Annotated in this window: 20 protein-coding genes; 10 read left to right on the plus strand and 10 right to left on the minus strand. The window is 72.4% G+C overall.

What is annotated here, in order from left to right:
* The first annotated feature begins 72 nt into the window (after positions 1-72).
* The 4 genes from O3438_RS23900 (at position 73) to O3438_RS23915 (ending at position 6754) form a co-directional block, all read left to right on the plus strand.
* Entirely contained in the window at positions 73-909 is an 837-nt protein-coding gene (locus O3438_RS23900; RefSeq protein WP_269681995.1) for an MBL fold metallo-hydrolase, read from the plus strand.
* Positions 906-4553 carry an adenylate/guanylate cyclase domain-containing protein gene (locus O3438_RS23905; protein ID WP_269681996.1) on the plus strand — a complete coding sequence of 1216 codons (3648 nt, stop codon included), beginning with the start codon at positions 906-908 and terminating at the stop codon, positions 4551-4553. Before O3438_RS23900 ends, O3438_RS23905 begins: the two co-directional genes overlap by 4 nt.
* 179 nt (positions 4554-4732) lie before the next feature.
* Complete coding sequence (locus tag O3438_RS23910) at positions 4733-5224, plus strand: hypothetical protein (RefSeq protein ID WP_269681997.1); 492 nt, start codon at positions 4733-4735, stop codon at positions 5222-5224.
* 30 nt (positions 5225-5254) lie between these two features.
* On the plus strand, positions 5255-6754 hold the full coding sequence (locus O3438_RS23915) for a serine/threonine-protein kinase (RefSeq protein ID WP_269681998.1): 1500 nt from the start codon (positions 5255-5257) through the stop codon (positions 6752-6754).
* Here O3438_RS23915 and O3438_RS23920 read toward each other — a convergent pair.
* Complete coding sequence (locus O3438_RS23920) at positions 6738-7082, minus strand: hypothetical protein (RefSeq protein WP_269681999.1); 345 nt, start codon at positions 7080-7082, stop codon at positions 6738-6740. The two genes, O3438_RS23915 and O3438_RS23920, sit on opposite strands and share 17 nt — an antisense overlap.
* 168 nt (positions 7083-7250) lie before the next feature.
* Here O3438_RS23920 and O3438_RS23925 point away from each other — a divergent pair, with 168 nt between their 5' ends.
* From O3438_RS23925 to O3438_RS23940, 4 genes are read left to right on the plus strand one after another with little or no spacing between them, the layout of a single operon-like run.
* Positions 7251-8192 (plus strand): transporter substrate-binding domain-containing protein, encoded by a 942-nt coding sequence (locus tag O3438_RS23925; RefSeq protein ID WP_269682000.1) that lies wholly within the window; start codon positions 7251-7253, stop codon positions 8190-8192.
* Positions 8189-9379 carry a hypothetical protein gene (locus tag O3438_RS23930; protein ID WP_269682001.1) on the plus strand — a complete coding sequence of 397 codons (1191 nt, stop codon included), beginning with the start codon at positions 8189-8191 and terminating at the stop codon, positions 9377-9379. The genes O3438_RS23925 and O3438_RS23930 overlap by 4 nt, the downstream gene beginning before the upstream one ends.
* 51 nt (positions 9380-9430) lie before the next feature.
* A complete protein-coding gene (locus tag O3438_RS23935) occupies positions 9431-9778 on the plus strand; it encodes a PadR family transcriptional regulator (RefSeq protein WP_269682002.1) in 348 nt (115 codons plus the stop codon).
* Positions 9775-10788 carry a hypothetical protein gene (locus O3438_RS23940; protein ID WP_269682003.1) on the plus strand — a complete coding sequence of 338 codons (1014 nt, stop codon included), beginning with the start codon at positions 9775-9777 and terminating at the stop codon, positions 10786-10788. Before O3438_RS23935 ends, O3438_RS23940 begins: the two co-directional genes overlap by 4 nt.
* A gap of 129 nt (positions 10789-10917) precedes the next feature.
* On the opposite strand, the gene O3438_RS23945 is transcribed toward O3438_RS23940, so the two are convergent.
* The 9 genes from O3438_RS23945 to O3438_RS23985 form a co-directional block, all read right to left on the minus strand.
* Positions 10918-12108: an acyl-CoA dehydrogenase family protein gene (locus O3438_RS23945; RefSeq protein WP_269682004.1), complete on the minus strand. Its 1191-nt coding sequence runs from the start codon at positions 12106-12108 to the stop codon at positions 10918-10920.
* On the minus strand, positions 12105-14093 hold the full coding sequence (locus O3438_RS23950; RefSeq protein WP_269682005.1) for an ATP-binding protein: 1989 nt from the start codon (positions 14091-14093) through the stop codon (positions 12105-12107). The genes O3438_RS23945 and O3438_RS23950 overlap by 4 nt, the downstream gene beginning before the upstream one ends.
* A gap of 11 nt (positions 14094-14104) precedes the next feature.
* The gene (locus tag O3438_RS23955; protein ID WP_269682006.1) at positions 14105-15706 is read right to left on the minus strand and encodes an acyl-CoA carboxylase subunit beta; all 1602 of its coding nucleotides are present in this window, start codon (positions 15704-15706) and stop codon (positions 14105-14107) included.
* The gene (locus tag O3438_RS23960; protein WP_269682007.1) at positions 15703-16899 is read right to left on the minus strand and encodes an acyl-CoA dehydrogenase family protein; all 1197 of its coding nucleotides are present in this window, start codon (positions 16897-16899) and stop codon (positions 15703-15705) included. Before O3438_RS23960 ends, O3438_RS23955 begins: the two co-directional genes overlap by 4 nt.
* Complete coding sequence (locus O3438_RS23965) at positions 16896-18605, minus strand: acyclic terpene utilization AtuA family protein (protein WP_269682008.1); 1710 nt, start codon at positions 18603-18605, stop codon at positions 16896-16898. The genes O3438_RS23960 and O3438_RS23965 overlap by 4 nt, the downstream gene beginning before the upstream one ends.
* A complete protein-coding gene (locus O3438_RS23970; RefSeq protein WP_269682009.1) occupies positions 18602-19399 on the minus strand; it encodes a TIGR03084 family metal-binding protein in 798 nt (265 codons plus the stop codon). The genes O3438_RS23965 and O3438_RS23970 overlap by 4 nt, the downstream gene beginning before the upstream one ends.
* Before the next feature lie 37 nt (positions 19400-19436).
* Positions 19437-20042, minus strand: a complete 606-nt coding sequence (locus O3438_RS23975; protein ID WP_145778570.1) for a TetR/AcrR family transcriptional regulator — start codon at positions 20040-20042, stop codon at positions 19437-19439.
* Positions 20043-20299: 257 nt separating this feature from the next.
* A complete protein-coding gene (locus O3438_RS23980; RefSeq protein WP_269682010.1) occupies positions 20300-21043 on the minus strand; it encodes a metallophosphoesterase family protein in 744 nt (247 codons plus the stop codon).
* Between the two features lie 108 nt (positions 21044-21151).
* Entirely contained in the window at positions 21152-21829 is a 678-nt protein-coding gene (locus tag O3438_RS23985; RefSeq protein ID WP_007466162.1) for a Crp/Fnr family transcriptional regulator, read from the minus strand.
* Between the two features lie 143 nt (positions 21830-21972).
* Between O3438_RS23985 and O3438_RS23990 the strand changes: the two genes are divergently transcribed.
* Positions 21973-22635 carry an adenosylcobinamide amidohydrolase gene (locus O3438_RS23990; protein ID WP_269682011.1) on the plus strand — a complete coding sequence of 221 codons (663 nt, stop codon included), beginning with the start codon at positions 21973-21975 and terminating at the stop codon, positions 22633-22635.
* Between the two features lie 56 nt (positions 22636-22691).
* The gene (locus O3438_RS23995; protein ID WP_269682012.1) at positions 22692-23870 is read left to right on the plus strand and encodes a CapA family protein; all 1179 of its coding nucleotides are present in this window, start codon (positions 22692-22694) and stop codon (positions 23868-23870) included.
* Positions 23871-23910: the final 40 nt, after the last annotated feature.

Below are 23910 nucleotides of genomic sequence, written 5' to 3' on the forward strand. Positions count from 1 at the left end.
TTTGCGGCCCTTCCTTCCGGTTCGCCGAACAAGATCGTGGGGTGTGGCGGGCGGGGTCGTACGATCGCAGCCATGAGCGGGCACGTGACGGCGCCGGCGGCGGCGCTCGCCGACGAGCTGCCGACCTGGGTGACACTGCTGCGCGCACCGAACCCCGGGCCGATGACTCTCGACGGCACCAACACCTGGGTGCTGCGCGCCCCGTCGGCCGACCGGGCCGTCGTGGTCGATCCGGGGCCGGCGGACGAGGGGCACCTGAACCGCATCGCCGCGCACGGGCCCATCGGGCTGATCCTGATCACCCACGGCCACCCCGACCACACGGAGGGCGCCGCGCGACTGAGCGAACTGCTCGGCGGCGTGCGCGTCCTCGCCGTCGACCCGGCGCACACCATCGGCGGCGAGCCGCTCACCGAGGCGGGTGAACACCTCGGCGGCTTCGGCCTGGAGATCCGTCTGCTGAGCACGCCGGGGCACACCGCCGACTCGGTGTGCTTCCTGGTCGAGCACGGCGACGAGCAGGCGGTGCTCACCGGCGACACCATCCTCGGCCGGGGCACCACTGTTGTCGCCCACCCCGACGGGCACCTGGGCGACTACCTGGCCAGCCTGGAGCTGCTGTCCGCGTACCGGGGAATCCCGGCCCTGCCCGGGCACGGCCCGGCGCTGGCCGACTGCGCCGCCGCCGCCGACTTCTACCTCGCGCACCGCAGAGCCCGGCTCGACCAGGTCCGGGCCGCGGTCGCCGCAGGCGCTCGCACGCCCGCCGACGTGGTGGCCGCGGTCTACGCGGACGTGGACCGCTCGCTCTGGTGGGCGGCCGAGTGGTCGGTCCGCGCGCAACTCGAATATCTGGGTGTCGACCCTGGGGAATCCGCACCCGGGGTCAGTGGGTTGGAGCACATGTGACCTGCCCCGTGTGTGGAACCGTCGCCGTTCCCGGTGCCCGGTTCTGCCACAACTGCGGTGCCGCGTTGCCGGCCGCCGCCACGTTGCCGGCGGCCGAGCGCCGGGTGGTCACCGTGCTCTTCGGTGACCTCTCCGAGTTCACCTCCTGGTCGGAGGACCTCGACCCGGAACGCGTCGGCGCGGTCACCGACCGGGTGCTCGCCGCGCTCGCCGGTGCGGTGAAGACGTTCGGCGGGCACGTCGACAAGCTGACCGGTGACGGGATCATGGCGGTCTTCGGCGCCCCCGTGGCGCACGAGGACGACGCCGAACGCGCCGTTCGAGCCGCCCTGTCCATGCAGCGGGCCGTCCGCCGGGTGCTCGACGACGAGCGAGGCGGCGGCGCGCCACTCGGGCTGCGCGTCGGCCTGAACACCGGCGACGTCATCGCGGGCATCCAGGCAGCCATCGAATACACGGTCATCGGCGACACTGTGAACACCGCCGCCCGGCTGGCCGACGCTGCCGCCGTCGGCGCGGTGTACGCCGGAGGGCGTACCGCCGCCGCGACCCGGCACGTGTCGTCCTGGCGGGCACTGCGCCCGCTGCGGCTCAAGGGCAAGCGGGAGCCGGTCGAGGCGTACGAGCTGCTGGGCCTCCTGGACGCGCCGGGCACCCGGTCGGGGCTCGGCGACGAGGCGCCGTACGTCGGACGGGAGACGGAGATCGGCCGGGTCGCCGGCCGACTCGCCGAGGTGATCGACCAGGGGGACCCGCGGGTGCTGCTGATGACCGCCGAGGCGGGTATCGGCAAGTCCCGGTTCGCCGCCGAGGTCGAGCGCCTCGCCGCCGGGTACGACGTGGGCGCCGGCCGCTACGCGGCGCACACGGGAGCCCGGGTGCTCTCGGTGCGGTGTGCCGCGTTCGGTGAGCGACGCCGGCTCGCGCCCCTGGCCGACCTGGTGCGTGCCGCCGTCGGCCTGCCCAGCGACGCGGCCACCGCCCTGACCCGACCGGCGGTCGAGGAGAGGCTGCGGCGGCTCGGGCAGCGGCTCGCCCGCTCCGGTAATGAGACCGCGCCGATCGCCACCGACCAACTGCTCGCCCTGCTCGGCTACGGCGAACTCCCCACGCACGGCGGCACCGACACCGGTGAGTGGGGTGGGTCGGGCGTCCCGGCGGCGGACTCGGAGGTGGTGCCGAACGCGGTCGCCGACCTGCTCAGCGGCCTTGCCTCGGAAGCGCCGCTGGTGGTCGTGGTGGACGACCTGCACGACGCCACCGCCGAGACGATCAGCGCGCTCGGGATGACCCTGTCCAGGCTCACCGGCCCGGTGCTGGTGCTGCTGCTCGGCCGGCCGGAGCTGGTGCGTACCGCCGGGGCGTTGACCCGGGTCGCGGACGCCGAGGTGCACTCCCTGCCACCGCTGCGCGGCGCCGACGCGGCGCGGCTGCTCACGAGCTATCTCGGGGGCGGCAGGTTGCCGCAGGCCGACACGGACCGGCTGCTCGCCACCGCGCAGGGCAACCCGTTCTACCTGGCCGAGCTGGTCACCCTGCTGATCGAGCGGGGAGCGCTCACCACGGAGTCCGCGCGGGGTGTCCGCGCACCGGGTGAGCGGCCCGGCGACCGCGACCAGAGCCCGGCGGCCGGGTGGCGGTTGGTGCCCGGCTCACTGGGCAGCCGGTTACTCTCCCGGGATCTCGCCGCCGTCCTCGCCGCCCGGATCGACGCCCTGCCGCCGGACGCCCGTTCGGTGCTGCGGGACGCCGCGGTGATCGGTGACACGGTGCCGAACGGGGCGTTGGAGGCGATGCGCGAGCAGCGCGCCGGTCGCGACGGCCGGCCGTCCGCCGTGGTCGCCGTGGAACTCGACCGGGCCGTCGAGGAGCTGCTGCAACGGCGGATGCTGCACCGGTCCCGGACCGGATACTCGTTCGCGACCCCGCTGATGCGGGAGGCCGCGTACGCCGGGGTGAGCAAGGCCGAGTTGGCCGAGCGGCACGCCGCACTGGCCCGCTGGGCGGCGCCGGCGGAGGAGTCCGCCCCCGCCGCGCCGGGCGGGTTCACCGACGAGGCCCGGGACGACTTCGTGGCGACGCACGTCGAACGGGCCGCGACGCTCGCCGACGCGGTGAAGCTGCGCCCGGACGCGCCGGCCCGCGCGGTGGTGCCGCTGGGCGTCGCCGCGCTCGGCCGGGCCGCCCGCCGGTCGCTGTCCGCCGGTGAGCCGGTGCTGGCCGTCGACTACGCCGAACGTGCCACCGAACTCGCCCGTGACGGGGTGCCGGCGGCCGACCGGGTGGTGCACGCCCGGGCCCTGCTCCAGGTCGGCCGGGTCGTCGACGCGTTGGCGTACGCCGAGAAGATCGCCGCGAACGCGGGCGACGAGGCCACCCGGGTCGGTGCCCTCCTGCTCGCGGGGCAGGCGCAGGAGACCCTCGGCGATCAGGGCCGGGCGATGACCGCCTGGCAGGAGGCGTTGCAGGTGGCCACGGCGGGCGGCCTGCCCGTGCAACGTGCCACCGCGATGCGCCGGATCGGGATGGCCGACTTCGTGGCCGGCCGGCTGAGCCAGGCGAGCAGCCGGTTGGCTGCCGCGTACCAGGTCAGCCTCGGCGCACAGGACCGGCGCGGGCAGGCGTGGTCGCTACAGAACCTGGCCTGGGTCACCACCACCCGGGGTGACTTCGCCGGCACCGACGCGGTGCTCGGCCGGGCCGCCCGGCTCTTCGCCGAGCTGAAGGATCCGTACGGGCAGGCCTGGCTGCGCGGCACCACGGCGTTCGCCCGACTGCTCGCCGGGCGGCTGCGCGAGGCGTGTCGGATGGCGCAGGTGTTCCTGCCCTTCGGGGAGCGGGTCGGCGAGGCGTGGGCGGTGGGCACGTTGCGCGCGGTGGCCGCGTTCGCCACCGCCGAGCTGGGTGACCTGGCCGAGGCGGACCGGGAGGCCCGGCGGGCGTACCGGGAGTTCGCCGCCGCCTCCGACGACTGGGGGCGCGGGTTCGCCTTGGTGGTCCGCGCTGTGGTGGCACGAGGGCTGGGCGAGTCGGAGCACGCGGCTGACCTGCTCGGCGACGCCCTGGCGTACGCCGAGCGCACCTCGCACCCGCTGCTGACCGGGATGGCCGGCACGCTGCGCGGGTTCGTGGCGTTGGACCTGGGCGACTGCGAGACCGCCGAGCAGATGGCCCGTTCGGTGCTGACCACCGTGGAACCGCACAACCCGCAGGCGCCGGCGCAGGTGGCACCTCGGGTGCTGCTGGCGACGGCGCGTCTGGCCGCCGGCGACTCGGCGACAGCGGTCGGGCTGCTCGCCCCGGTTGCGACGGCCGCCGCGAACGCGCCCTCGCTGCTGTTCTCCCGCCGTCAGACGATGGCTCAGTACGCGTCGGCGCTGCTCGCCCACGGTCAGCGGGAGCAGGCGTTGGACTGGGCTCGGCGGGCGGTCACCGCGCCGGCCGAGGACGTGCGCAGTCAGGTGATCGCGGCCAGTGTGCTGGCCGAGGCGCTGGCTGCCTGCGGCCAGCCGGCGGAGGCGCTGTCCTGCGCGGCCGAGGCGGTCCGCCTGGCGTACGCGACCGAGCAGCGCAGCGAACGCGCCGCCGCCGACGCCCTGCACGCCCGACTCAAGAACCCCACCCCCACCCCGTCCGTCGGGTGATCAAGAGGTTTGCGTCAGGAAGCGGTCGTGCGGTGACCGAAACCTCTTGATCAACATGAAAGGTCGGGGTTGGGTTTCTACCGGTTTTGGGGATGTGGTGGTCGGGGGTAGCGGCTAGCGTGTCACCACCGTGTGCTGGTCCACAGTGGTGACCATCGCCGTGCCTGGGGAGGCCCTTCATGAAGCTGCCGCGTTCCATCGCGGGCTGGACCATCGCGGTCTTCGGCGTGTTGGCGCTGGTGATGGGCACGGTCGGGCTGCTCTGGCCGGAGGCGCAGTTGCGCATGCTCGGGTTCGAGGTGCCGGAGACGCGGGCCGTCGGTGACCACACCGGCACGTTCCTGTTGGCGTCGTCGATGGCGGCGTTCAACATGGGGGTCTACTACCTGCTGGCCACCGTCACCGAGTGGCGGGCGTTCTACCGGTTCACTGTGGTTTTCCGGTTGGTCACGTTCACCGTCTTCACCATCGCCGTGCTGGCCGACATCGCCCCCGACCGGTTCTTCGGGGTGGCGGCCTGGGAGGGGCTGGGGGCCGTGGCCACCGCCGTCGGCCTGCGCCTGGACGCTCGCCGGGGCGACCTCATCGTGGCCGATGGTGCCACGGCGACCGCGGCCGCCGAGGAGGGTGCCGGTCCCGCCGGGGCCGCTTCGGCGGACGCGGTGCGCTGAGCCATCGGTCGGGTTGGGTATTTTCGAGCGGTGACGGACACCCCGAGCGGCGGCTTGCCGGTTCCGATCGTGCCCGGTCTGACCGATTTGCGGGTTTTTGCCCGGGGTGGATACGCGACCGTCTACCAGGCCACCCAGATCTCGGTGGGTCGCGAGGTCGCCGTCAAGGTGGAGAACCGGACGCTGGACAGCGAGCGGGATCAGGCCCGCTTCCTGCGCGAGGCGCGGGCTGCCGGCCGGATGTCGTCACACCCGCACGTGGTCGACCTCTTCGACGTCGGGGTCACCGTCGACCAGCACCCCTACCTGATCATGGAACTCTGCGACGGCTCGTACGCCGAACGGATGCGCACCTCCCCGCTGGGCCCGGTGGAGGCCCGTGACCTCGGCATGAAGATCGCCGACGCGCTGGCCCACTCCCACGCGGCCGGGGTGCTGCACCGCGACGTCAAGCCGGCCAACATCCTCCACTCACACTTCAACTCGGCAGTGCTCGCGGACTTCGGGCTGGCCGTGCTCGCCGAGCACCGCGACGCCTCGGTCACGCTGGAGGTGCTCACCCCGGCGTACGCGCCACCGGAGATGTTCAGCCACAGCCCGCCGTCACCGGCCGTCGACGTGTACGCGCTCTGCGCCACCCTCTACGCGGTGATGCACGGCCGACCGCCCCGCTGGCAGTCCGAGCGCAATCCCAGCCTGGTCACCGTGCTGGAGATGTTCAACCAGCCGCTGCCCCCGTTGCCCGGGGTGCCGGACGAGTTGATCGATGTCCTGCGCCTCGGCATGGCCAACGACCCCGCCGAGCGTCCCTCCGCCCTGGAGTTGCACGACCTCCTCGCCAACCTGCCCCTCGGGCCGCCGTCGGCACCCGTCAGCGGTGCCCCGGTCAGCGGTGGCGCCACCATCTCCGGCGCATACCCGGTCAGCCGGCCCGTTCCCCGCCCGGCCATCGAGGACACCCAGCAGGCGGTGCCCAGCGGTCGGCGCTGGCGGCGCTGGTTCCTCGGCGGCGCGGGTGTGCTCGCTCTCGCCGCCTCCGCCACCGCCGGTGCCTGGGTCGCCGACCGGGCGGCGGTGCCCACCCCGAACCCGTCGGTCACCCAGGTCGCCGCACCGGCGACCGGCCCGCTGCCCGGATGCGCCACCGGCTCCGGTGCGCCGACCGCCCTGCCCGAGGGCGCCCGCTGCCTGCCTGAGCTGGAGTGCTTCGGCCCGGTGCGGATCCGGGGCGACCGCGCGGAGGCAGCCCGGCTGCCCTGCGCCGGCCGGCACACCTGGGAGACGTACGCCGAGGGCATCCTGCCGGTGTCGCTGGTCGGTGCCACCTACGACGAGGTGATCGCCGCCGCCCCGGTGCGAGAGGTGTGCAGCGCCACGACGTTCCGGTTGACGACCGGCATCGCCGAGCCGACCGGCTGGCACCTGGAGGTGCTACCGCCGGTCGACGGCAGCATCGACCGGGCGTACCGCTGTCTGGCCGGGCGGGGCGTGGACGCGCTCGCCGCGCCCACCCTCACCGGCCGCCGCTGAGCCCGTTCGTTCCGCGTCGCCGGTCACGCACCGCACGCAACGCGTCCCGACTGTCGAGGGCGTCGAGGGTGTCGGCGTCGATCCCGTACGGCATCAACTCGGGCGGCCCGACGGCTGCCGAGCGGTCCACCGGCTCCGGTGCGTCGCCCTGCCGGGCGGCGGAGACGGCGACTCCGGCGACCATGGTCAGCAGGACACAGAGAAGTGCCAGCGCCACGCCGACAAGATCCTGTCGACGCCAGACGACCAGCATGACCAGCGGCGCGAGTGCTCCCAACGCCGCGAGCACCGCCACCGTCCGTGCCTGGGGTCTGGGCAATCGGCTCACCCGTCCAGCATGTCGTGACGAGCCCGGCTGTCAACCGCAGAGCCGACCGGCGCGCCGATCGACATCGATCGGCCGGGCGGTCCGACATGGCCGCTCGGCGTCCACACTCAGTGGACGAGAGCCGCTACTCTCGGTGTCCCGCAGGCTCTTCCGGCAGCGAGGTCGCCCATGAACCCAGGCAGGTCGCAGTCCCGGCTCCGCTCGGTCGCGTCGACGTTGGCCGTCGCCCTCACCCTCGCCCTGGCCGCCGCCGCGGGCTGCGACAGTCGGCAGGAACCCGAGCTGCTCTCGGTGCAGGAGAAGATGCGCGAGACGCACATCTACGGCCAGTCGAAGTTGCGGATCGGTGTCGCCACGAACGAGCCGTTGATGGGCGAGTTGCGGAACGGCAAGCACGCCGGTTTCGACGTCGAGATCGCCAAGTACATCGCCGCCTCCCTGGGCTACGAGGGGGACCAGCGGCTGGAGTTCGTGCCGGTGGCCACCGAGGAGCGGATCCCCGCGCTCCAGGGCGGCACTGTGGACCTCGTGGTCTCCAGCTTCTCGATCACCGAGGAGCGCAAGAAGGTGGTGAGCTTCGCCGGGCCGTACTTCGTCACCACCCAGGAGGTGATGGTGCCGACCCGGTTGAAGGGCAAGATCAGCACCATCGAGGACCTCCGCAACCCGGACTACAAGATCTGCACCAGCGGCGGCTCCACCACCGAGGCCGAGCTGGGCAGTCACCAGGTCAAGGCGTTGGTCGTGAAGACCGTCGGTGACTGCGTCAACGGCATCCGTGCCGGTCGCTACGACGCGGTCAGCTCCGACGAGACGATCCTCGCCGGCTTCCTGGCCCGGCACCCGAAGGAGTTCGAGATCGTCGACCTGCCCTTCGGCACCAGCGAGTTGCTGGGCATCGGCGTGCCGATCGGCGACCCGGCACTCCGCGATCTGGTCGCGTTCTTCCTGCAGAAGAGCTACCAGCAGGGCCGCGACGAGCAGGCGAGCCCGTGGCAGACCGCGTACAACCAGACCCTCGGTCCGTGGCTGACGGCCGAGAAACGCCAGCCGCAGCCGTTGGAGGTGCCGAAGCTCGTCGACTTCGACGACAAGGCGCCGGCGAAGTGAGCGCGCCGACCACCGCCGCCGACGGCGACGGTGCGGTCCCGCCGCCCCGCCGATCCGTGCCGGCTGACGACGCCACAGCCCGGACCACCGACGGTACGGTGCCCGTGGCCGGTGGGGTGGACACCGTCGACTGGCCGGCCGGAGTTCCGGTCGCCGAGCCCGCCCAGCCGGTCGTCGTCGAGGTCGAGCCCGGGCGGATCCGATGGGACCCGGCCGAGCGGCGCGCCCGAGCCAGCCAGTCGTTCTGGACCGCTGTGGTGGGCGTACCGGCGATCTTCTCGGTGCTCCGCCTCGGCGTGGAAGCCGGCGGGGAGCTCCAGACCACGCTCTTGCTGGTCGCGAACGTCGGGCCGGTCAACCTGCTCGCCGGCTTCCTGACCACGGCTGCCCGGCTGCTCTCGACCGGGATGGTCGCCGTCTTCGCGCTCGGCGCGGTGTTGGCCGTCAGCGCCGACCAGCTGCCGCCGGGCACCCGTCGCCGTCCCCTCTTCGCCCGGTGGGCCGACATCACCCCGGCCTGGGTGGTCCTGGCCAGCTTCCTGCTCGCCCTGATCACCTGGCCGCTGCTCTACCTTCCGTTGCTGTTGCCGGCCTTCGTGGCCGCGTTCCAACTCCGCCCCGCCCGCCTGCATGAGCGGCTGCTGCCACGGCTGCTGATCATCATCGTGCTGCTCGCCGGGTATGGCTGGCTGATGCTGCCCACGCTGCGTGAGGTGGTGAAGCAGGGCGGTGAAGGTCTGGTGCTGGCGCTCCTCGTGGTGCCTCCGCTGCTCGCCCTGTTCATCGCCGGGCCGCTACCGGGCCTGGTGATCCGGCCGCTGGCGTCGGTGACCGAGGTGGCGGTGCTGGTCACCCTGGTCTGGGCCGCGGTGCCGGTGATCAGCACCCCGGTGTTGCCGTTGACCGTCACCACAGTGGGCCCGGAGAGCGGACCCACCGAGGACGTACGCGGGCACGTGGTCACCACGGACGACGTCAACATGGTGATCCTCCAGGAGCAGGGCGGGGTCCGGTACGTCCCGGTCGACCTGGTTCGCGCGCAGGTGCTCTGCCCGAGCGAGGAGGAGTTGCCCCGGCACCAGTTGCGCATCCACGACTTCCACGTCGAGGACTCCCTGTTGGAGGGGATGGGCCGACGGGTCCGGCCGGTCCACCGCATCGACGCCGCCTGCCGTACTCCACTCTGACCACACGGTTAGGGGACCTGTATATACAGTCGTACGGTATATACTGTGGCGATGGCGAAGGCTCCCCTGCAAGAAGCGACCTACCTGATCCTCACCGCGCTCGTCGAGGCCCCACGGCACGGGTACGCCGTCCTCGAAGAGGTCCGCCGAATCTCCGACGGGCGCGTCGACCTGCGCGCCGGCACCCTCTACGCAGCCCTTGACCGGCTGCGGACCGAGGGTCTCGTCGACATCGAGAGGGAGGAGCAGGTGCAGTCCAGGTTGCGGCGGTACTACCGACTCACCGCGTCGGGGGCGCAACGCCTGGCCGAAGAGGCGGCGCGTCTGCGCAGCAACGCCGACGCGGCGAGCCTGCGGCTGCGCCGGGCCGGTCTCATTGTCGACGGCGGTGCGGCGTGAGTTTGGACCACACCTACCGGCGGCTGATCGCCTGTTATCCCCGCGCCTACCGTCAGCAGTACGAGGACGAGATGATCGGGGTGTTGCTGGACGACGCGTCGCCGGGCCAGCGCAGCCCTGCCGCGCGAGACGTGCTCGCCCTGCTCGGCGGGGCGCTCCGGGCGCATGTCCGCCAGGCTGGTGCTCGATTCTCGGGCGATGCGTGGCGGGAGGCGGCGCAGGCAATCGGGCTGATCGCCGCGTTGATGTTGTTCGTGCGGGATGCGCGCGTTCCGGTGCTGCACCTCGCCATGTTCGCGGACAGCTATCCCGAGGGGTTGGGCGAGAAGTTCGTCCTCTGGCCGGTCGGTCTCGTGGCGCTGCTGTGGCTCACCGTGGCGGTGTCGGCCGTGTTCGGGTGGGGCCGGGCAGCAGCCGCGATCGCCGTCTGTTGCGCGGCGTTCGAGGTGGTGCGGGTCGCCGAGGCTTACGGGCAATATTCCACGGTGCGCAATCTCTGGCCCGCCGTGCTCGCCGCGATGGTTCCGCTGATGCTCGCCGTCCGTGCTCCCCGTTCCGCCACGGCTTCCCTCACGCGCTGGCGGCTCGGCACGCTGGCGGCGGCGACGCTGGTCAGCGTCGGTGCTCCGAGCATCGCCCAGGTGACTGGTGCTGATGACTCGACGACTCCCGTTCACGGCACGTGGATCTTCACCGTCGGCGTCGGCCGGATCGAGGCGATCCTGCTGACTGCGGGATACCTGCTCTTCGCCCTTGTCATCCTGTCGACGCCGGCGGTGTTGCGGCGACGCCTGCTCGCGCTGGTGGTTCCGGTGGGCGTCACGCTGCTGCTCACCCGAGTGGGGCTCGGCGCCACGGGGCCGTTCCTGGAGCGTTCCACCCACGACGGTGTCCTCGCTGCGCTCACCCCGGCGCAGTGGCTGGCGTTGGTGCTGACGCCCGCGCTGCTCTTCGCGGTAGCCGTGGCGATCCTCCACCACCGGGAGCGGTCGGGCAGTCGAGGAGCGTGAGGAGGCCGCGCGGCACCGCGTAGCCCCGGCAGAGGATCGACTCGGTTTTCCGGAAGTCGGGGTATCGCTGCCCCTCGGAACACCCCGGAATCAAGGAAACCGAGTCGATCACCCGCTCGACAGGCCCGGTCAGTAGGACTTCTCCTGACCCAGGACGTGCTGGGCGACGAAGTTGAGGATCATCTCCCGGCTGACCGGGGCGATCCGGCCGGCCCGCACCGCGCCGAGCAACGTGGCCACCCCGTACTCGGTGGTCATGCCGGCCCCGCCGAGCACCTGGACGGCCGTGTCCACGGCGAGCGCGGCGGCCTCCCCGGCCGCGTACTTGGCCATGTTGCCGGACACCCCGGCCTCCAGGTCGCGGCCCGCGTCGTAGAGGGTGGCCGCCTTCTGGATCATGAGGCGGGCCAGCTCCACCTGCACGGCCGCGTGGGCCAGCGGATGCGAGACGCCCTGGTGGGAACCGATGCTCCGGCCACCCCAGACCTTGCGGGTGGCGGTGTACTCGCTGGCCCGTTCGATGGCGTACCGGCCGGTGCCAGCACCCATCGCCGCCACCGTGATCCGCTCCGGGTTGAGCCCGGCGAACAGCGCCGGCAGCCCGGCGTCCAGCGACTCACCGAGCAGCGCGTCGGCGGGCACCCGCACGTCGTCCAGGTAGAGCAGGAACTGGTTCTCCGGGGAGACGATCTCCATGTCCAACTTGGACCTGGTCAACCCGGCCGCGTCGGTCGGCACCAGGAACAACGCGGGCTTGAGCCGCTGCGGAGACGAATCCGCTGAGCCGGCTGGGCCGTCATCGACGGCGACCCGGGCCACCACCAGGACGTGACCGGCCTCGTCGACACCGGAGATGTAGCACTTACGACCGTTGAGCAGCCAACCGTCACCGTCGCGGCGGGCCACGGTGCCGAGCCGGTGGAAGTTGGAACCGGCCTCCGGCTCGGTGATCGCGAACACGATCTTCTGGGAGCCGTCCGCGAGACCGGGCAGGTGCCGTTTGCGCTGCTCCTCGGTGCCGTGCCGGGTCAGCACCGTCGCCGCGATAGCGGGCGAGACCACCAGCAGCAGCAACGGGCAGCCGGCCGCCGCCAACTCCTCGCAGACGATCGCCAGCTCGGTGATGCCGCCGCCCCCGCCGCCGTACTCGGTGGGGATGTTGACCCCCAGGTAGCCGAGCCGGCCGGCCTCCGCCCAGAGTTCGGTGGTGTGTTCGCCGGCCTTCGCCTTCTCGACGAAGTAGCCGTGGCCGTAGCGACGGCCGAGCGCCCGCACGGCGTCGCGTAGCTGGTCCTGCTCGGGGGTGAGGTCGAAGGTCATCGGGGGTCCTCCTCGGTAGTGACCACAGCCAGCACGTCGCCCGTCCGGACCTGCCCGCCGGCCGGCACCGGCAGCTCGGCGACCACACCGTCGGTCGGGGCGAGCACGGGATGTTCCAGCTTCATCGCTTCCAGCGTGAGCAGTGGTTCGCCGGCCGCGACCCGCTGGCCGACCTGGACGTGCACCCGGCTCACCGCGCCGGGCAGCGGCGCGAGCAGCGACCCGGCGGCCACCTCCGCGGTCGGCAACGGGAGGCGCGGCAGCTCGGTCAGGCTCGCCGCCCCGTCCGGGCCGTCCACGAACACCGTCGACAGCACCCGGTGTACGCGGAACGCGCGCCGGACCCCGTCGACGTCGAGCACCACCCGGTCCGGGGTCGCCTCGACCAGCGCCACTGTGGCGTCGGCGGCCGACGGGTCGGTGCACCATTCGGCGAGTCCGCCCGTGCGGTCCAGTCGGTAGCGGACCTCGATCTCGCCGTCCGGGCCGGCGAACCGGGTGACCTGCGGGACCGCCGGCACGTTGCGCCAGCCTGACGGCAGCCCGCCGAGCACAGATGCGGTCGCTCGCCGGTGCGCGGCAGCCGCCAGCGCGGCGGCGAGGGCGGTGACCGGGACCTGTTCGGCGGGGAGCAGCGGGGCGAAGACCTCGGGGTGCCGGTCCAGGAAACCGGTGTCGATCTCGCCCGCCGCGAACTCCGGGCTGCGGAGCACCCGGACCAGCAGGTCGCGGTTGGTTGCCACCCCGTGCAACTCGGCCCGCGCCAGCGCGCCCGCCAGCGCGCGGACCGCCTCGGACCGGGTCGGCGCCACGGCGATCACCTTGGCGAGCAGCGAGTCGTAGTGCACACCGACCTCGGAGCCCGCCGCCACACCGGAGTCCAGCCGTAGGCCGGCCCGCTGGAGCCAGCCGAACTCGCGGTCCACCTGCGGCACGTCGAAGCGGTGCAGCGTGCCGGTGGCGGGCCGCCAGCCCTGCGCCGGATCCTCGGCGCACAGCCGCACCTCGACCGCGTAACCCCGCGTGGTGGGGTGCTGGCCGTGCTCAGGCAGCGGATCGCCCTCGGCCACCAGCAGTTGCAGCCGGACGAGGTCCAGCCCGACCGGCGTGGTCAGCTCGGTGACCGGGTGCTCCACCTGGAGGCGGGTGTTCATCTCCAGGAAGAAGAACTCCCCGGTCGGTGCCAGCAGGAACTCCACAGTCCCGGCGCTCACGTAGTCCACCGCGCGCCCGGCCGCCACCGCCGCCTCGTGCAGGCGCTCCCGCAACTCCGCCCCGACGACCCCGGGCGCCTCCTCGATGATCTTCTGGTGCCGGCGCTGGATCGAGCACTCCCGGACACCGAGCGCGGCGACCGTACCGTGGGTGTCGCCGAAGATCTGCACCTCGACGTGCCGGCCACGTTCGACGTACCGCTCGATGAAGACGGTGCCGTCACCGAACGCCGCAGCCGCCTCGCGGCGCGCGGACGCCACGGCCTCGGGCAGCTCCTCGGCGCTCCGGACGATCCGCATGCCCCGCCCGCCGCCACCGGCGGACGCCTTCACCAGCACCGGGAAGTCGGTGACCTCGTCGGGGTCGGTCCAGCTCGGCAGCATCGGCACGCCCGCGTCGGCGAGCATCGCCTTCGCCGCCAGCTTGTCGCCCATCGCGGCGATCACCTTGGCGGGTGGGCCGACCCAGGTCAGCCCGGCGTCGGTCACCGCAGCCGCGAAGTCGGCGTTCTCGGCGAGGAACCCGTAACCGGGGTGGACCGCGTCCGCGCCGGTGCGCCGGGCCGCGTCCAGGATCAGGTCGATCCGCAGGTACGTCTCGGACGGAGTGTTCCCGGGCAGCCGGACGGACTGGTCGGCCTCCCGCACGAACGGCGCCGACGCGTCAGCGTCCGAGTGCACGGCCACCGTCTCCACGCCCAGCGCCCGGCAGGTCGCGAAGACCCGACGCGCGATCTCACCCCGGTTGGCAACGAGCAAACGTTCGATCATCGAATGACCCCTCACATCCGGAAGATGCCGTAGCCGTCGGCACCCTTGACGGGTCCGCTGTGGATCGCCGAGAGACACAGCCCGAGGACGGTCCGGGTGTCCCGTGGGTCGATCACCCCGTCGTCGTAGAGCCGGCCGGACAGGAACAGCGCGCCGGACTGCGACTCGATCTGCTGCTCGACCATCATCCGCATCGCCGCGTCGGACTCCTCGTCGAAGTCGCGCCCCCGCGCGGCCGCCGCCTGCCGGGCCACGATGGAGAGCACACCGGCGAGCTGGGCCGGGCCCATCACCGCCGACTTCGCGTTCGGCCAGGTGAACAGGAACCTCGGCTCGTACGCGCGGCCACACATGCCGTAGTTGCCAGCCCCGTACGAGGCCCCCAGGTTCACCGTCAGGTGCGGCACCGTCGAGTTGGACACCGCATTGATCATCAGCGCGCCATGCTTGATGATGCCGCGCTGCTCGTACTCGGTGCCGACCATGTAGCCGGTGGTGTTCTGCAGGAAGATCAGCGGAGTGTCGGCGGCGTTCGCGAGCTGGATGAACTGGGCCGCCTTCTGCGCCTCCTCGCTGAACAGCACCCCACGGGCGTTCGCCAGTACGCCCACGGGGTAACCGTGCAGCTCGCCCCAGCCGGTGACCAGGGCACCCCCGTACGCAGGCTTGAACTCGTCGAACTCACTCCCGTCGAGGATCCGGGCCAGCACCTCACGCGGGTCGAACGGCACCTTGAGATCGGCGCTGGTGATGCCGAGCAACTCCTCCGGGTCGTACTTCGGTGGCTGCGGCACCGCCGAACGCGGCGGCGGGCCCTGCTTGCGCCAGTTCAGCCGGCGTACGCACTGGCGGGCCAGCCGGATCCCGTCCCGCTCGTCCTCGGCGAGATAGTCGGCCAGCCCGGACGTGCCGGCGTGCATCTCGGCACCACCCAACGACTCGTCGTCGGTGACCTCGCCGGTAGCCATCTTCACCAGCGGTGGCCCGGCCAGGTAGACCTGCGACCGGTCCCGAATCATGATCACGTGGTCGGACATCCCCGGCACGTACGCGCCACCGGCCGTCGCGTTGCCGAAGACCACGCTGACCGTGGGGATACCCGCCGCCGAGAGCCGGGTCAGGTCGCGGAACACCCGGCCACCCGGGATGAAGATCTCCGCCTGGGTGGGCAGGTCCGCCCCGGCCGACTCGACCAGGTTGACCATCGGCAGCCGGTTGGCCAGCGCGATCTCACCCGCCCGCCGGGTCTTGGCGAGCGACCACGGGTTGACCGCGCCACCGCGTACCGTCGGGTCGTTCGCGACGATCAGGCACTCCACGCCCTCGACCACCCCGATCCCGGTCACCACGCTCGCCCCGACCGGGAAGTCCGTACCGAACGCGGCGACCGGCGACAACTCCAGGAACGGGCTGTCCGCGTCCACCAGCAACTCGATGCGTTCCCGAGGCAGCAACTTGCCGCGCGCGTGGTGCCGGGACACGTACTTCTCGCCGCCGCCCGCCCGGGCCTGGTCCAGAGCGGCATCGAGCTCGGCCAGCCGCTCCAGCAGGGCCGCCCGGTTCGCCGCGTACCCGGGCGCCGTCGGGTCGATCGCGCTGTCCAGAGTGCTCATAGACCCATGCCCTTCGCGATGATCTCGTTCATGATCTCGGTGGTGCCGCCGCCGATGCCGAGGATCCGCGCGTCGCGGTAGTGGCGCTCCACCTCCGCGTCGCGCAGGTAGCCGAAGCCGCCGTGCAGTTGCAGCGCCTGGTCGACGACGTGGTCGCAGGCGGCCACCGCCACGTTCTTCGCCATCGCCACCTCGGTCACCACCGGCTCGCCGGCCGCGACCCGACTGGCCACCTCGTGCACGTACGACCGAGCCGCCTCGGCCCGCGTGTGCATCTCCGCCAGGCGGTGCCGGATCAACTGCCGGCTGGCCAGCGGACGCCCGAAGGTCTCCCGGTCCCGGCACCAGCGCACGGCCAGCTCCACGCAGCGCTGCGCTGTCGCGTACGCCTGGGTGGCCAGCGACAACCGCTCCGCGGCGAAGTTCTGCATGATCGCCAGGAAGCCGGTGTCCTCCGCGCCGATCCGGTTGGTCGCCGGTACCCGCACGTCGACGAAGGACAGTTCGGCGGTGTCCGAGCAGTGCCAGCCCAACTTCTCCAACCGGCGCCCCACTGTGAACCCGGGCAGCCCCTTGTCGATGACCAACAGCGTCAGCTCGCCGCTACCCGGGAAGTCGGTGCAGACGGCGGTGGTCACGAAGTCGGCCCGGTGCCCGCTGGTGATGTACGTCTTCGACCCGTTCACCACGTAGTGGTCGCCGTCCCGGCGGGCCGTGGTGCGGATGCCGGCCACGTCGGAACCGCCGTCCGGTTCGGTGATCGCCAACGCGCCGATCATCGTGCCGGCCAGGGTGGGGCGGACGTACCGCTCGATCAGGCCGTCCTCGCCCGGCGACACGGTGCCGCCGAGCCGGCCGCCCAGCGAACCCCCGGTGTGGGCACCGGCCGCCGCGACCATGTGCGGCAACGCGATGCCGTGCGTGAACAGGGCCGCCACCAGCCCGGACGAGCCACCCGAGCGGATCAGCTCCTCGGTCACGATGATCGAGTCGAGGAGGTCACCGCCGCTGCCGCCGACCGACTCGGGGAAGCCGATGCCGAGCAGACCGATCTTCGCGGCGGTGGCGTGCAGCGCCCGGGGCACCTCACCGGCCCGCTCCCAGTCGTCCAGGTGCGGCACCACCTCGCGGGTGACGAAGGCCCGGGTCAGCTCCCGCAGTTGTCGCCGCTCCGGCGTGTCCACGATGCTCATCGGGTCACCCCGGTCGCTACGGGCCCGGTTGCGTCGGTCGGCCCGGTCGGCACGGCGGTCGGTAGGTCGACGATCCGGGCCCGCAGCAGCTCTCCGAGCGCCTTGGCCTGTGGGTCGAACCGGGTGGACGCGGCCACCCCCTCTCCGAGCAGACCCTCGACGACGAAGTTGACAGCACGCAGGTTCGGCAGCTCGTAACGCTTCACCGACAGTGGCGCGGTCTCCGGCAGCAGCTCCGCCAGACGCGCCACTGTCAACCATCCGCGCAGCCACCCGTACGCGCCGTCGTTGCGCGCCCAGACGCCCAGGTTGGCATCCCCACCCTTGTCCCCGGAGCGCGCGCCGACCAGCTCGCCGAGCGCACCACGGCGGGTCGGGCCGTCGGCCGTCACGTCCCCGCCCGCTGTCGTCTCGTCCTCCGTCGTGGGTGCGGTACTGATCGGCGGGGCGATCGACACCCGCTCACCGCCGGGCAGCACCGCGACGTGAGCCACCGCGTCCTGCGGCACCTCGTCGGCGGTGAAGACACCGTACGGCGTCGCGTCGCCGGGCAGCGTGGTCAGCGTGCAGCCCGGGTACGAGGCCAGCGCCAGCTCCACCGCGGCGGCCGAGAACGCCCGTCCGGCCCGTGCCTTGTCACCGTGGCGCAGGTGTACGTGCAGCAGCGCGCTGGCCGCCTCGGTGTCGGCGGCGTCCGGGTGGTCCGTCCGGGCCAGCGTGAACTCCAACCCGTCCGTGCCGACCGCCTCCTCAACCTGCCCGCGCACCAGCGCCGCCTTCGCCTCGACGTCAAGTCCGCAGAGGACGAACGTCATCGAGTTGCGGAAGCCGCCGAGGTTGTTGACGCCCACCTTCAGCGTGGCCGGCGGCGGGGTGCCCCGGACGCCGGAGACCCGGACCCGGTCAGGTCCGTCCGGGCTCAGCGCCACCGTGTCCAGTCGGGTGACGACGTCCGGTCCCAGGTACGCCGGCCCCCCGATCTCGTAGAGCAGTTGTGCGGTGACGGTCTCCACGGTGACCGCGCCACCGGTGCCGGGATGCTTGGTGAGCACCGTCGAGCCGTCGGCGTACACCTCGGCGATCGGGAAACCGGGCCGGTGCCCCCCGTCGGGCAGTTCGGTGAAGAAGCTGAAGTTCCCGCCGGTGACCTGCGCGCCGCATTCGACGAGGTGGCCCGCGACCGTCGCCCCGGCCAGCTGGTCGAGGTCGTCGCGACTCCACCCGTACCGGGCGATGGCCGGGCCGACCACCAGCGACGCGTCGGTGACGCGCCCGGTGACCACCACGTCCGCGCCGCCGTCGAGGCACGCCGCGATCCCGAACGCGCCCAGATAGGCGTTGGCGCTCAACGCGTCCGGTCGTTGGATCGTGTCGCCCTCGACGTAGCCCACCTTCGCGGCCAGGCCCAGCCGGGTCGCGAGGGCGTCGATGGCGGCGGCCAGGCCGGATGGGTTCAATCCGCCGGCGTTGGTGACGATCCGCACCCCACGGTCCAGGGCGGTGCCGAGGCAGGTCTCCAGTTGACGCAGGAACGTCTTCGCGTAGCCCAGGTCGGGGTCGCGCAGCCGGTCCCGGGCGAGGATCAGCATGGTCAACTCGGCCAGGTAGTCACCGGTCAGCACGTCCAGCTCGCCGCCGTCGAGCATCTCCCGCCAGGCGGTGAACCGGTCCCCGTAGAAGCCGGAGGCGTTGCCGATGCGGATCACGCTCGTACCCCCTCTCCGCCGGCCGGCTCACGGCCGACGCCGGGCGGCCCGGCGAACGCCTGCGCCACGTCGAGCCATTCGTCGGCGACCGGGCCGGTGGCGACCAGGGCGAGGTCGGCGCGGTGCCGGCGCTGGGTGACCAGCAGGCAGAAGTCCCGAGCCGGGCCGCTCACCCGGTCGGCGGCGTCCGCCGGCCCCCAACTCCACATGTCGTCGCCGGGCCCGACCAGCTCGACCCGGACCGGCGTCGTCGGTGCCGCCCGGCCGTGGGCGGCGAAACCGTGCCCGAGGGTACGCACACCGAGGTGCGCGACGTGCCGCAGCCGCTCGCTGTCGGGGCGGACGACGCCGAGGGTCTCCGCCACGTCCTCTCCGTGTGCCCAGGTCTCCATGATCCGGGCGGTGGCCATCGAGGTGGCCGACATCCGGGTGCCGTACCAGGGCAGCTTCTCGCCAGCCGGGACGGCACCGAGTGCGTCGGCCAGCGCGGACCGGCCGGTCCGCCAACGGTGGAGCAGTTCCTGCGGCGGGGCGAGGAACTCCTCGGCACCCGCGTCGACCATCCGGGTCGGATCCGGTGCGCTGATCACCGTCGCGTAGAACGCGTCGGGATCGGTGGCGGCCAGCCACGCCACGTGGTCGGTCCAGGCGAGGTGCGCGATCTGGTGCCCGATGCTCCAGCCGGGCGCCGGGGTGGGCCGGGCCCAGTCGGCTGCCGGCAGCGGGGCCACCAGGGCGTCCAGCTGGGCGGACTCGGCGGCCAGATCCGCGAGCAGGTCGGTGAGGTCGACCATGGTGCCTCCGGTCGGTGGTGGCCGGTGCGGCCGGCGGTCAGGGCGTGAGCAGGGTGGCGAGCTGGCGCTTCCAGGTGGCCAACAGGGCGGTACGACGGGCGGAGTCGTCGTTGAGCAGGTTGGCCACCCCGAGCCCGCGGAGCAGGTCGAGCGTGGCCTGAACCGCTTCGCGGACGCCGGGTCGACGCTCGTCGACGCCGAGCAGGGCAACCGTGAGTCGGTGCATCTCCCGGCCGACCGTCGCCTCCAGCGGCACCAGGGCGTCCCGGAGTTCCCGGTCGGTGCGGGCGGCGACCCAGAGTTCGAGAGCTGCCACGAACAGCGGCCCGGTGAACGCCACGCCGAGCAGGTCGATCACGCGGTCGAGGCGCTGCGGCCCGGCCGGCAACGCCTCGGCCTCGGTGCGCAACTCGGCGGCCCGCCGCTCGGCGAGGTGGGCCACGGCGGCCGTCACCAGCGCTGCCTTTGTCGGGTAGTGGTGCAGCTGGGCCCCCCGCGAGACACCGGCCCGGGCGGCGACGACAGTGGTCGTGGTGCCGGACCAGCCGTGCTCGATCAGGCAGTCGACGGTCGCCTCCAGCAGCCGGGCCTGGGTGGCGCGGCTGCGTTCCTGCTGGGGGACTCGCGTCGGTGTGGAAGGCACGCGAACAGCCTGGTGCCAACGAAACAAACAGTCAAGACTGACTTTTTCTTGAGAACCGACGTCTCTCGGATGGCCGACCCCGACATCGGGCAGCCCAGCGGCGGTCACTAGTACGGGCCGTTCCTGATGTGTGGTGTGGGGGTCCGGTGCGCTGCCCTCGGGACGGACCGCCCCAGTTATGGGGCAGCTCTACAGGGACGTGAACATGGAAGCCGCTCCCGAACCCTGGCCACGTTTGCCGACCTGACGGGCCCCTGTCAGCGGCCGTCGCGGGGGCCGAAGACGGCCAGCGCGTCGGCGTCACTGTGCTGCGAGCGCAGGTACTCGTCGGCCCAGGCCGCAGCGTCGGGGAAGGTCGACTCGGCGGCCACCCGGGCGCACGCCGCATCCACGTCGAAGGCGGTGCGGCGCAGCTGGACGCCCGGCCCGAGCAGTGCCCACCACGCGCCCGCGCCCCCGTACGGCATGCCGATGCTGCCGGGGTTGACCACCAGGCGTCGGTCCACCAGTCGGGTGAAGGGCATGTGCGTGTGGCCGCAGACCACAGTCGTGACCTCGGCCGGGAGGTCGGCGAACACCTCAGCCCAGCGGGGCATCCGCGAGTCGACGAGCACCACCTCCTCGTCGTTCCGAGGGGTGGCGTGACAGAACAGCGTCGGCCCGAGGCCGTCGATCTCGTACGTCGCGGTGGCCGGCAGGGCCGCGAGACGGGCCACCTGGTCGTCGCGGAGCTGCCCGGCGGCCCAGTTCGACACCTCGATCGACGCGGCCTTCCCGGCTCGTGCCTCGACCAGCTCACGTTCGCAGTTGCCGCCCACCCAGCAGACGCGGTCACCCAGGCCGGCGAGCACGTCCAGCACCTCGACCGGCTGCGGGCCGGCCGCGATGTCGCCGGTCAGCACGATCAGGTCGGCGGCGGCGACGTCCGGTTCGGCCAGCACCGCCTCCAACGCGGGAAGGACGCCATGGATGTCGGAGAGCACGGCAACTCTGTTCACCATGGCCCCACCCTCACCGCTCCGGCCGCACGGAACCAGTCTTTCTGCGCCCGGCAGACGAAAGGTCCCCGCCCACCGTCGACGACGGGAGGCGGGGACCTGACGTACGGCTCAGACGCGGGCGCGGCGGGCCAGGCGCTCCGGGTCCAGGATGATGATGCTCTTGCCGTCCAGCCGAAGCCATCCGCGCGAGGCGAAGTCGGCCAGCGCCTTGTTGACCGTCTCCCGAGAGGCGCCGACGAGCTGGGCGATCTCCTCCTGGGTGAGGTCGTGGGTCACCCGCAGGACGCCGCCGTCGCGGGTGCCGAACCGCCCAGCCATCTGGAGCAGGTTCTTGGCGACCCGGCCCGGCACGTCCGTGAAGATCAGGTCGGCGAGCGAGTCGTTCGTCCGACGCAGCCTGCGGGCGAGCACCCGCAGCAACTGCTCGGCGATCTCCGGGCGGTTGTTCAACCACGGTCGCAGCGCCTGCTTGCGCAGTCGCACCAACCGGGTGTCGGTCACCGCGGTGGCGGTCGCCGTACGCGGACCTGGGTCGAAGAGCGACAGCTCACCCACCATGTCCGACGGCCCCATCACCGCGATCAGGTTCTGCCGGCCGTCCGCTGCGCGGCGACCAACCTTGATCTTCCCGGACAGCAGGATATAGAGGCTGTCGCCGGGCTCGCCCTCATTGAAGACGATCTCGCCCTTGCGGACCTCGATCGTCTCCATCTCCTTGGCAAGCGCCTCGGCAGCTTCCGGGTCGACACCCTGGAAGATCCCGCTGCGGGCCAGTACCTCGTCCATCGCGCACCTCCGGTTACGCGGGCCGTCCGTCGGCCGGGGTCGCCGTCCGCTGATCCCCTCGCGCGCCGCCAAGTCTAGGCGCACATGAGCATGAATCAGAGGTCGCCCCTGGAATCTTGATCGGTGGGCGTAACCTGCCCGACGTGCTGAGCGAGCCGACTCTGACCAGCCGTGCCGAGGACGGGCGGGACATCCCACTGCTCTTCTGGCGCGCGAACGCGCCCCTGCGGGCCGTCAGCAGCGGCCCGCTGGGCGGTGGCATCGGGGTCCGGCGGTGGGTGCTGAACGCGACCGTACCCATGTCGTACGACAGTGGTGACCCCGCCGCGCACCTGGCGGCGCTCGCCGCCGACCTGGCCCTCGACGGGCCCGGGGTCGGCCTGCTGACCGGGGTGCACGTCGGCGAGGTGGTGGCCCGGACCGACACCGGGGTGCGGGTCTGGGCGACGGTCGGGCTCGGCACGCCGGTGCTCGCGGCCGCGCCGACGCCGGCCGGGCTCGTCCAGCGGGTCGGCACTGTCAACATCGTGGTGTACGTGCCGGCCCGGCTCGCCGACTCGGCCCTCGTCAACGCGGTGGCCACGGCGACCGAGGCGAAGACCCAGGCGATCAGCGAGCTGGGGCTGCCCGGGACCGGCACCCCGACCGACGCGGTGACCGTGCTGTGCCCGGTGGACGGGCCGGAGGCCGCGTACGGGGGACCGCGCTCCAGTTGGGGCGCCCCGCTGGCCCGTGCGGTGCACGCGGCGGTGCTCGCCGGGGGCTCCCAGCCGGTCGTGCCCTGGTCAGAGCAGCTCAACGACTGAAGGTTCGACCGATCGGCTGTCGTCGGCGCGTTTACGGCCCGGTAGGGTCGCGGGCGATGTATGCTCCCGCCCCCCTCGCGTCCCGCCCGCGTCGCCATGTCGCCCTGGGCGTCGCCGCGATGCTGGCCGCCCTGCTCGTCGCCGGCTGCTCCGATGCGGGTGGCGAGGCTCCCCTCTGGCAGCCCGGTGCCGGCGGCGGTGGCACCGGCGCGCCGGTGACCACTGCCGACCCGGACGCCACCGGGCCCGCAGCCTCCGGTGCCGGCGGCGCGATCTCGCTCTCCGCCACCGGCGACATCATCATGGGCAACGCGCCGAGCCGGCTGCCCGCCGGCGGCGGGAAGGGCTTCTTCACCTCGGTCACCGAGGCGCTGAAGGCCGACCTGGTGATGGGCAACCTGGAAGAGCCGTTGACGGTGGACACCGGCACCGGCAAGTGCGGGGCCAACTCCACCCGCTGCTTCCAGTTCCGCGCTCCGCCGGAGTACGCGGCACACCTGCGCGACGCCGGATTCGACGTGCTCAACCAGGCCAACAACCACGGGTACGACTACGGGCCGAAGGGCTACGAGAACACCCAGAAGGCGTTGGAGAAGTACGACCTGAAGCACACCGGTGCGCCGGACCAGATCACAGTGGTCGACGTCAAGGGGGTGAAGGTCGCCGTCGCCGGCTTCTCGTCGTACGTCTGGTCGAACAGCCTCGTCGACGTCGCCAAGGCGAAGACGGTGGTCGCCAAGGCCGCCACCATGGCCGACCTGGTCGTGGTGCAGGTGCACATGGGCGGTGAGGGAGCGGAGAAGACCCGGGTGAAGCCGGGCACCGAGATGTTCCTGGGCGAGAACCGGGGCGACCCGGTCAAGTTCTCCCACGCCATGATCGACGCCGGTGCCGACCTGATCGTCGGACACGGGCCGCACGTGCTGCGCGGGATGGAGTTCTACCAGGGGCGCCTGATCGCGTACAGCCTGGGCAACTTCGCCGGCGGTGGCAACTCCCTGAACAACGACGGGCGCCTCGGCTGGGGCGGCGTGCTGAAGGTGTCGCTGAAGCCGGACGGCAGTTGGGCCGGCGGCTCGTTCACCTCGACGTACATGAACGACGCCGGCAAGCCGACGATGGACCCGAACAAGCGGGGCCTCGGTCTGGTCACCGAGTTGAGCAGGACCGACTTCCCGAAGGCCGGTGCCCGGCTCGACGGGCAGGGCAAGATCTCGCCGCCGACCGCTGGTTGACAGGTCGGGTACGTCCGGGGTGCGACGTAGGCTGACCGTC

The sequence above is a fragment of the Micromonospora sp. WMMC250 genome (assembly GCF_027460215.1).
GTDB classification, from domain to species: domain Bacteria; phylum Actinomycetota; class Actinomycetes; order Mycobacteriales; family Micromonosporaceae; genus Micromonospora; species Micromonospora taraxaci.

What these genes read in the sequence shown, in the direction of transcription:
- O3438_RS23950 (WP_269682005.1), bottom strand. Translation starts at nt 14,093, where the DNA reads ATGATCGAACGTTTGCTCGTTGCCAACCGGGGTGAGATCGCGCGTCGG.
- O3438_RS23945 (WP_269682004.1), bottom strand. Translation starts at nt 12,108, where the DNA reads ATGACCTTCGACCTCACCCCCGAGCAGGACCAGCTACGCGACGCCGTG.
- O3438_RS23955 (WP_269682006.1), bottom strand. Translation starts at nt 15,706, where the DNA reads ATGAGCACTCTGGACAGCGCGATCGACCCGACGGCGCCCGGGTACGCG.
- O3438_RS23925 (WP_269682000.1), top strand. Translation starts at nt 7,251, where the DNA reads ATGAACCCAGGCAGGTCGCAGTCCCGGCTCCGCTCGGTCGCGTCGACG.
- O3438_RS23970 (WP_269682009.1), bottom strand. Translation starts at nt 19,399, where the DNA reads ATGGTCGACCTCACCGACCTGCTCGCGGATCTGGCCGCCGAGTCCGCC.
- O3438_RS23995 (WP_269682012.1), top strand. Translation starts at nt 22,692, where the DNA reads ATGTATGCTCCCGCCCCCCTCGCGTCCCGCCCGCGTCGCCATGTCGCC.
- O3438_RS23935 (WP_269682002.1), top strand. Translation starts at nt 9,431, where the DNA reads ATGGCGAAGGCTCCCCTGCAAGAAGCGACCTACCTGATCCTCACCGCG.
- O3438_RS23900 (WP_269681995.1), top strand. Translation starts at nt 73, where the DNA reads ATGAGCGGGCACGTGACGGCGCCGGCGGCGGCGCTCGCCGACGAGCTG.
- O3438_RS23960 (WP_269682007.1), bottom strand. Translation starts at nt 16,899, where the DNA reads ATGAGCATCGTGGACACGCCGGAGCGGCGACAACTGCGGGAGCTGACC.
- O3438_RS23910 (WP_269681997.1), top strand. Translation starts at nt 4,733, where the DNA reads ATGAAGCTGCCGCGTTCCATCGCGGGCTGGACCATCGCGGTCTTCGGC.
- O3438_RS23980 (WP_269682010.1), bottom strand. Translation starts at nt 21,043, where the DNA reads ATGGTGAACAGAGTTGCCGTGCTCTCCGACATCCATGGCGTCCTTCCC.
- O3438_RS23985 (WP_007466162.1), bottom strand. Translation starts at nt 21,829, where the DNA reads ATGGACGAGGTACTGGCCCGCAGCGGGATCTTCCAGGGTGTCGACCCG.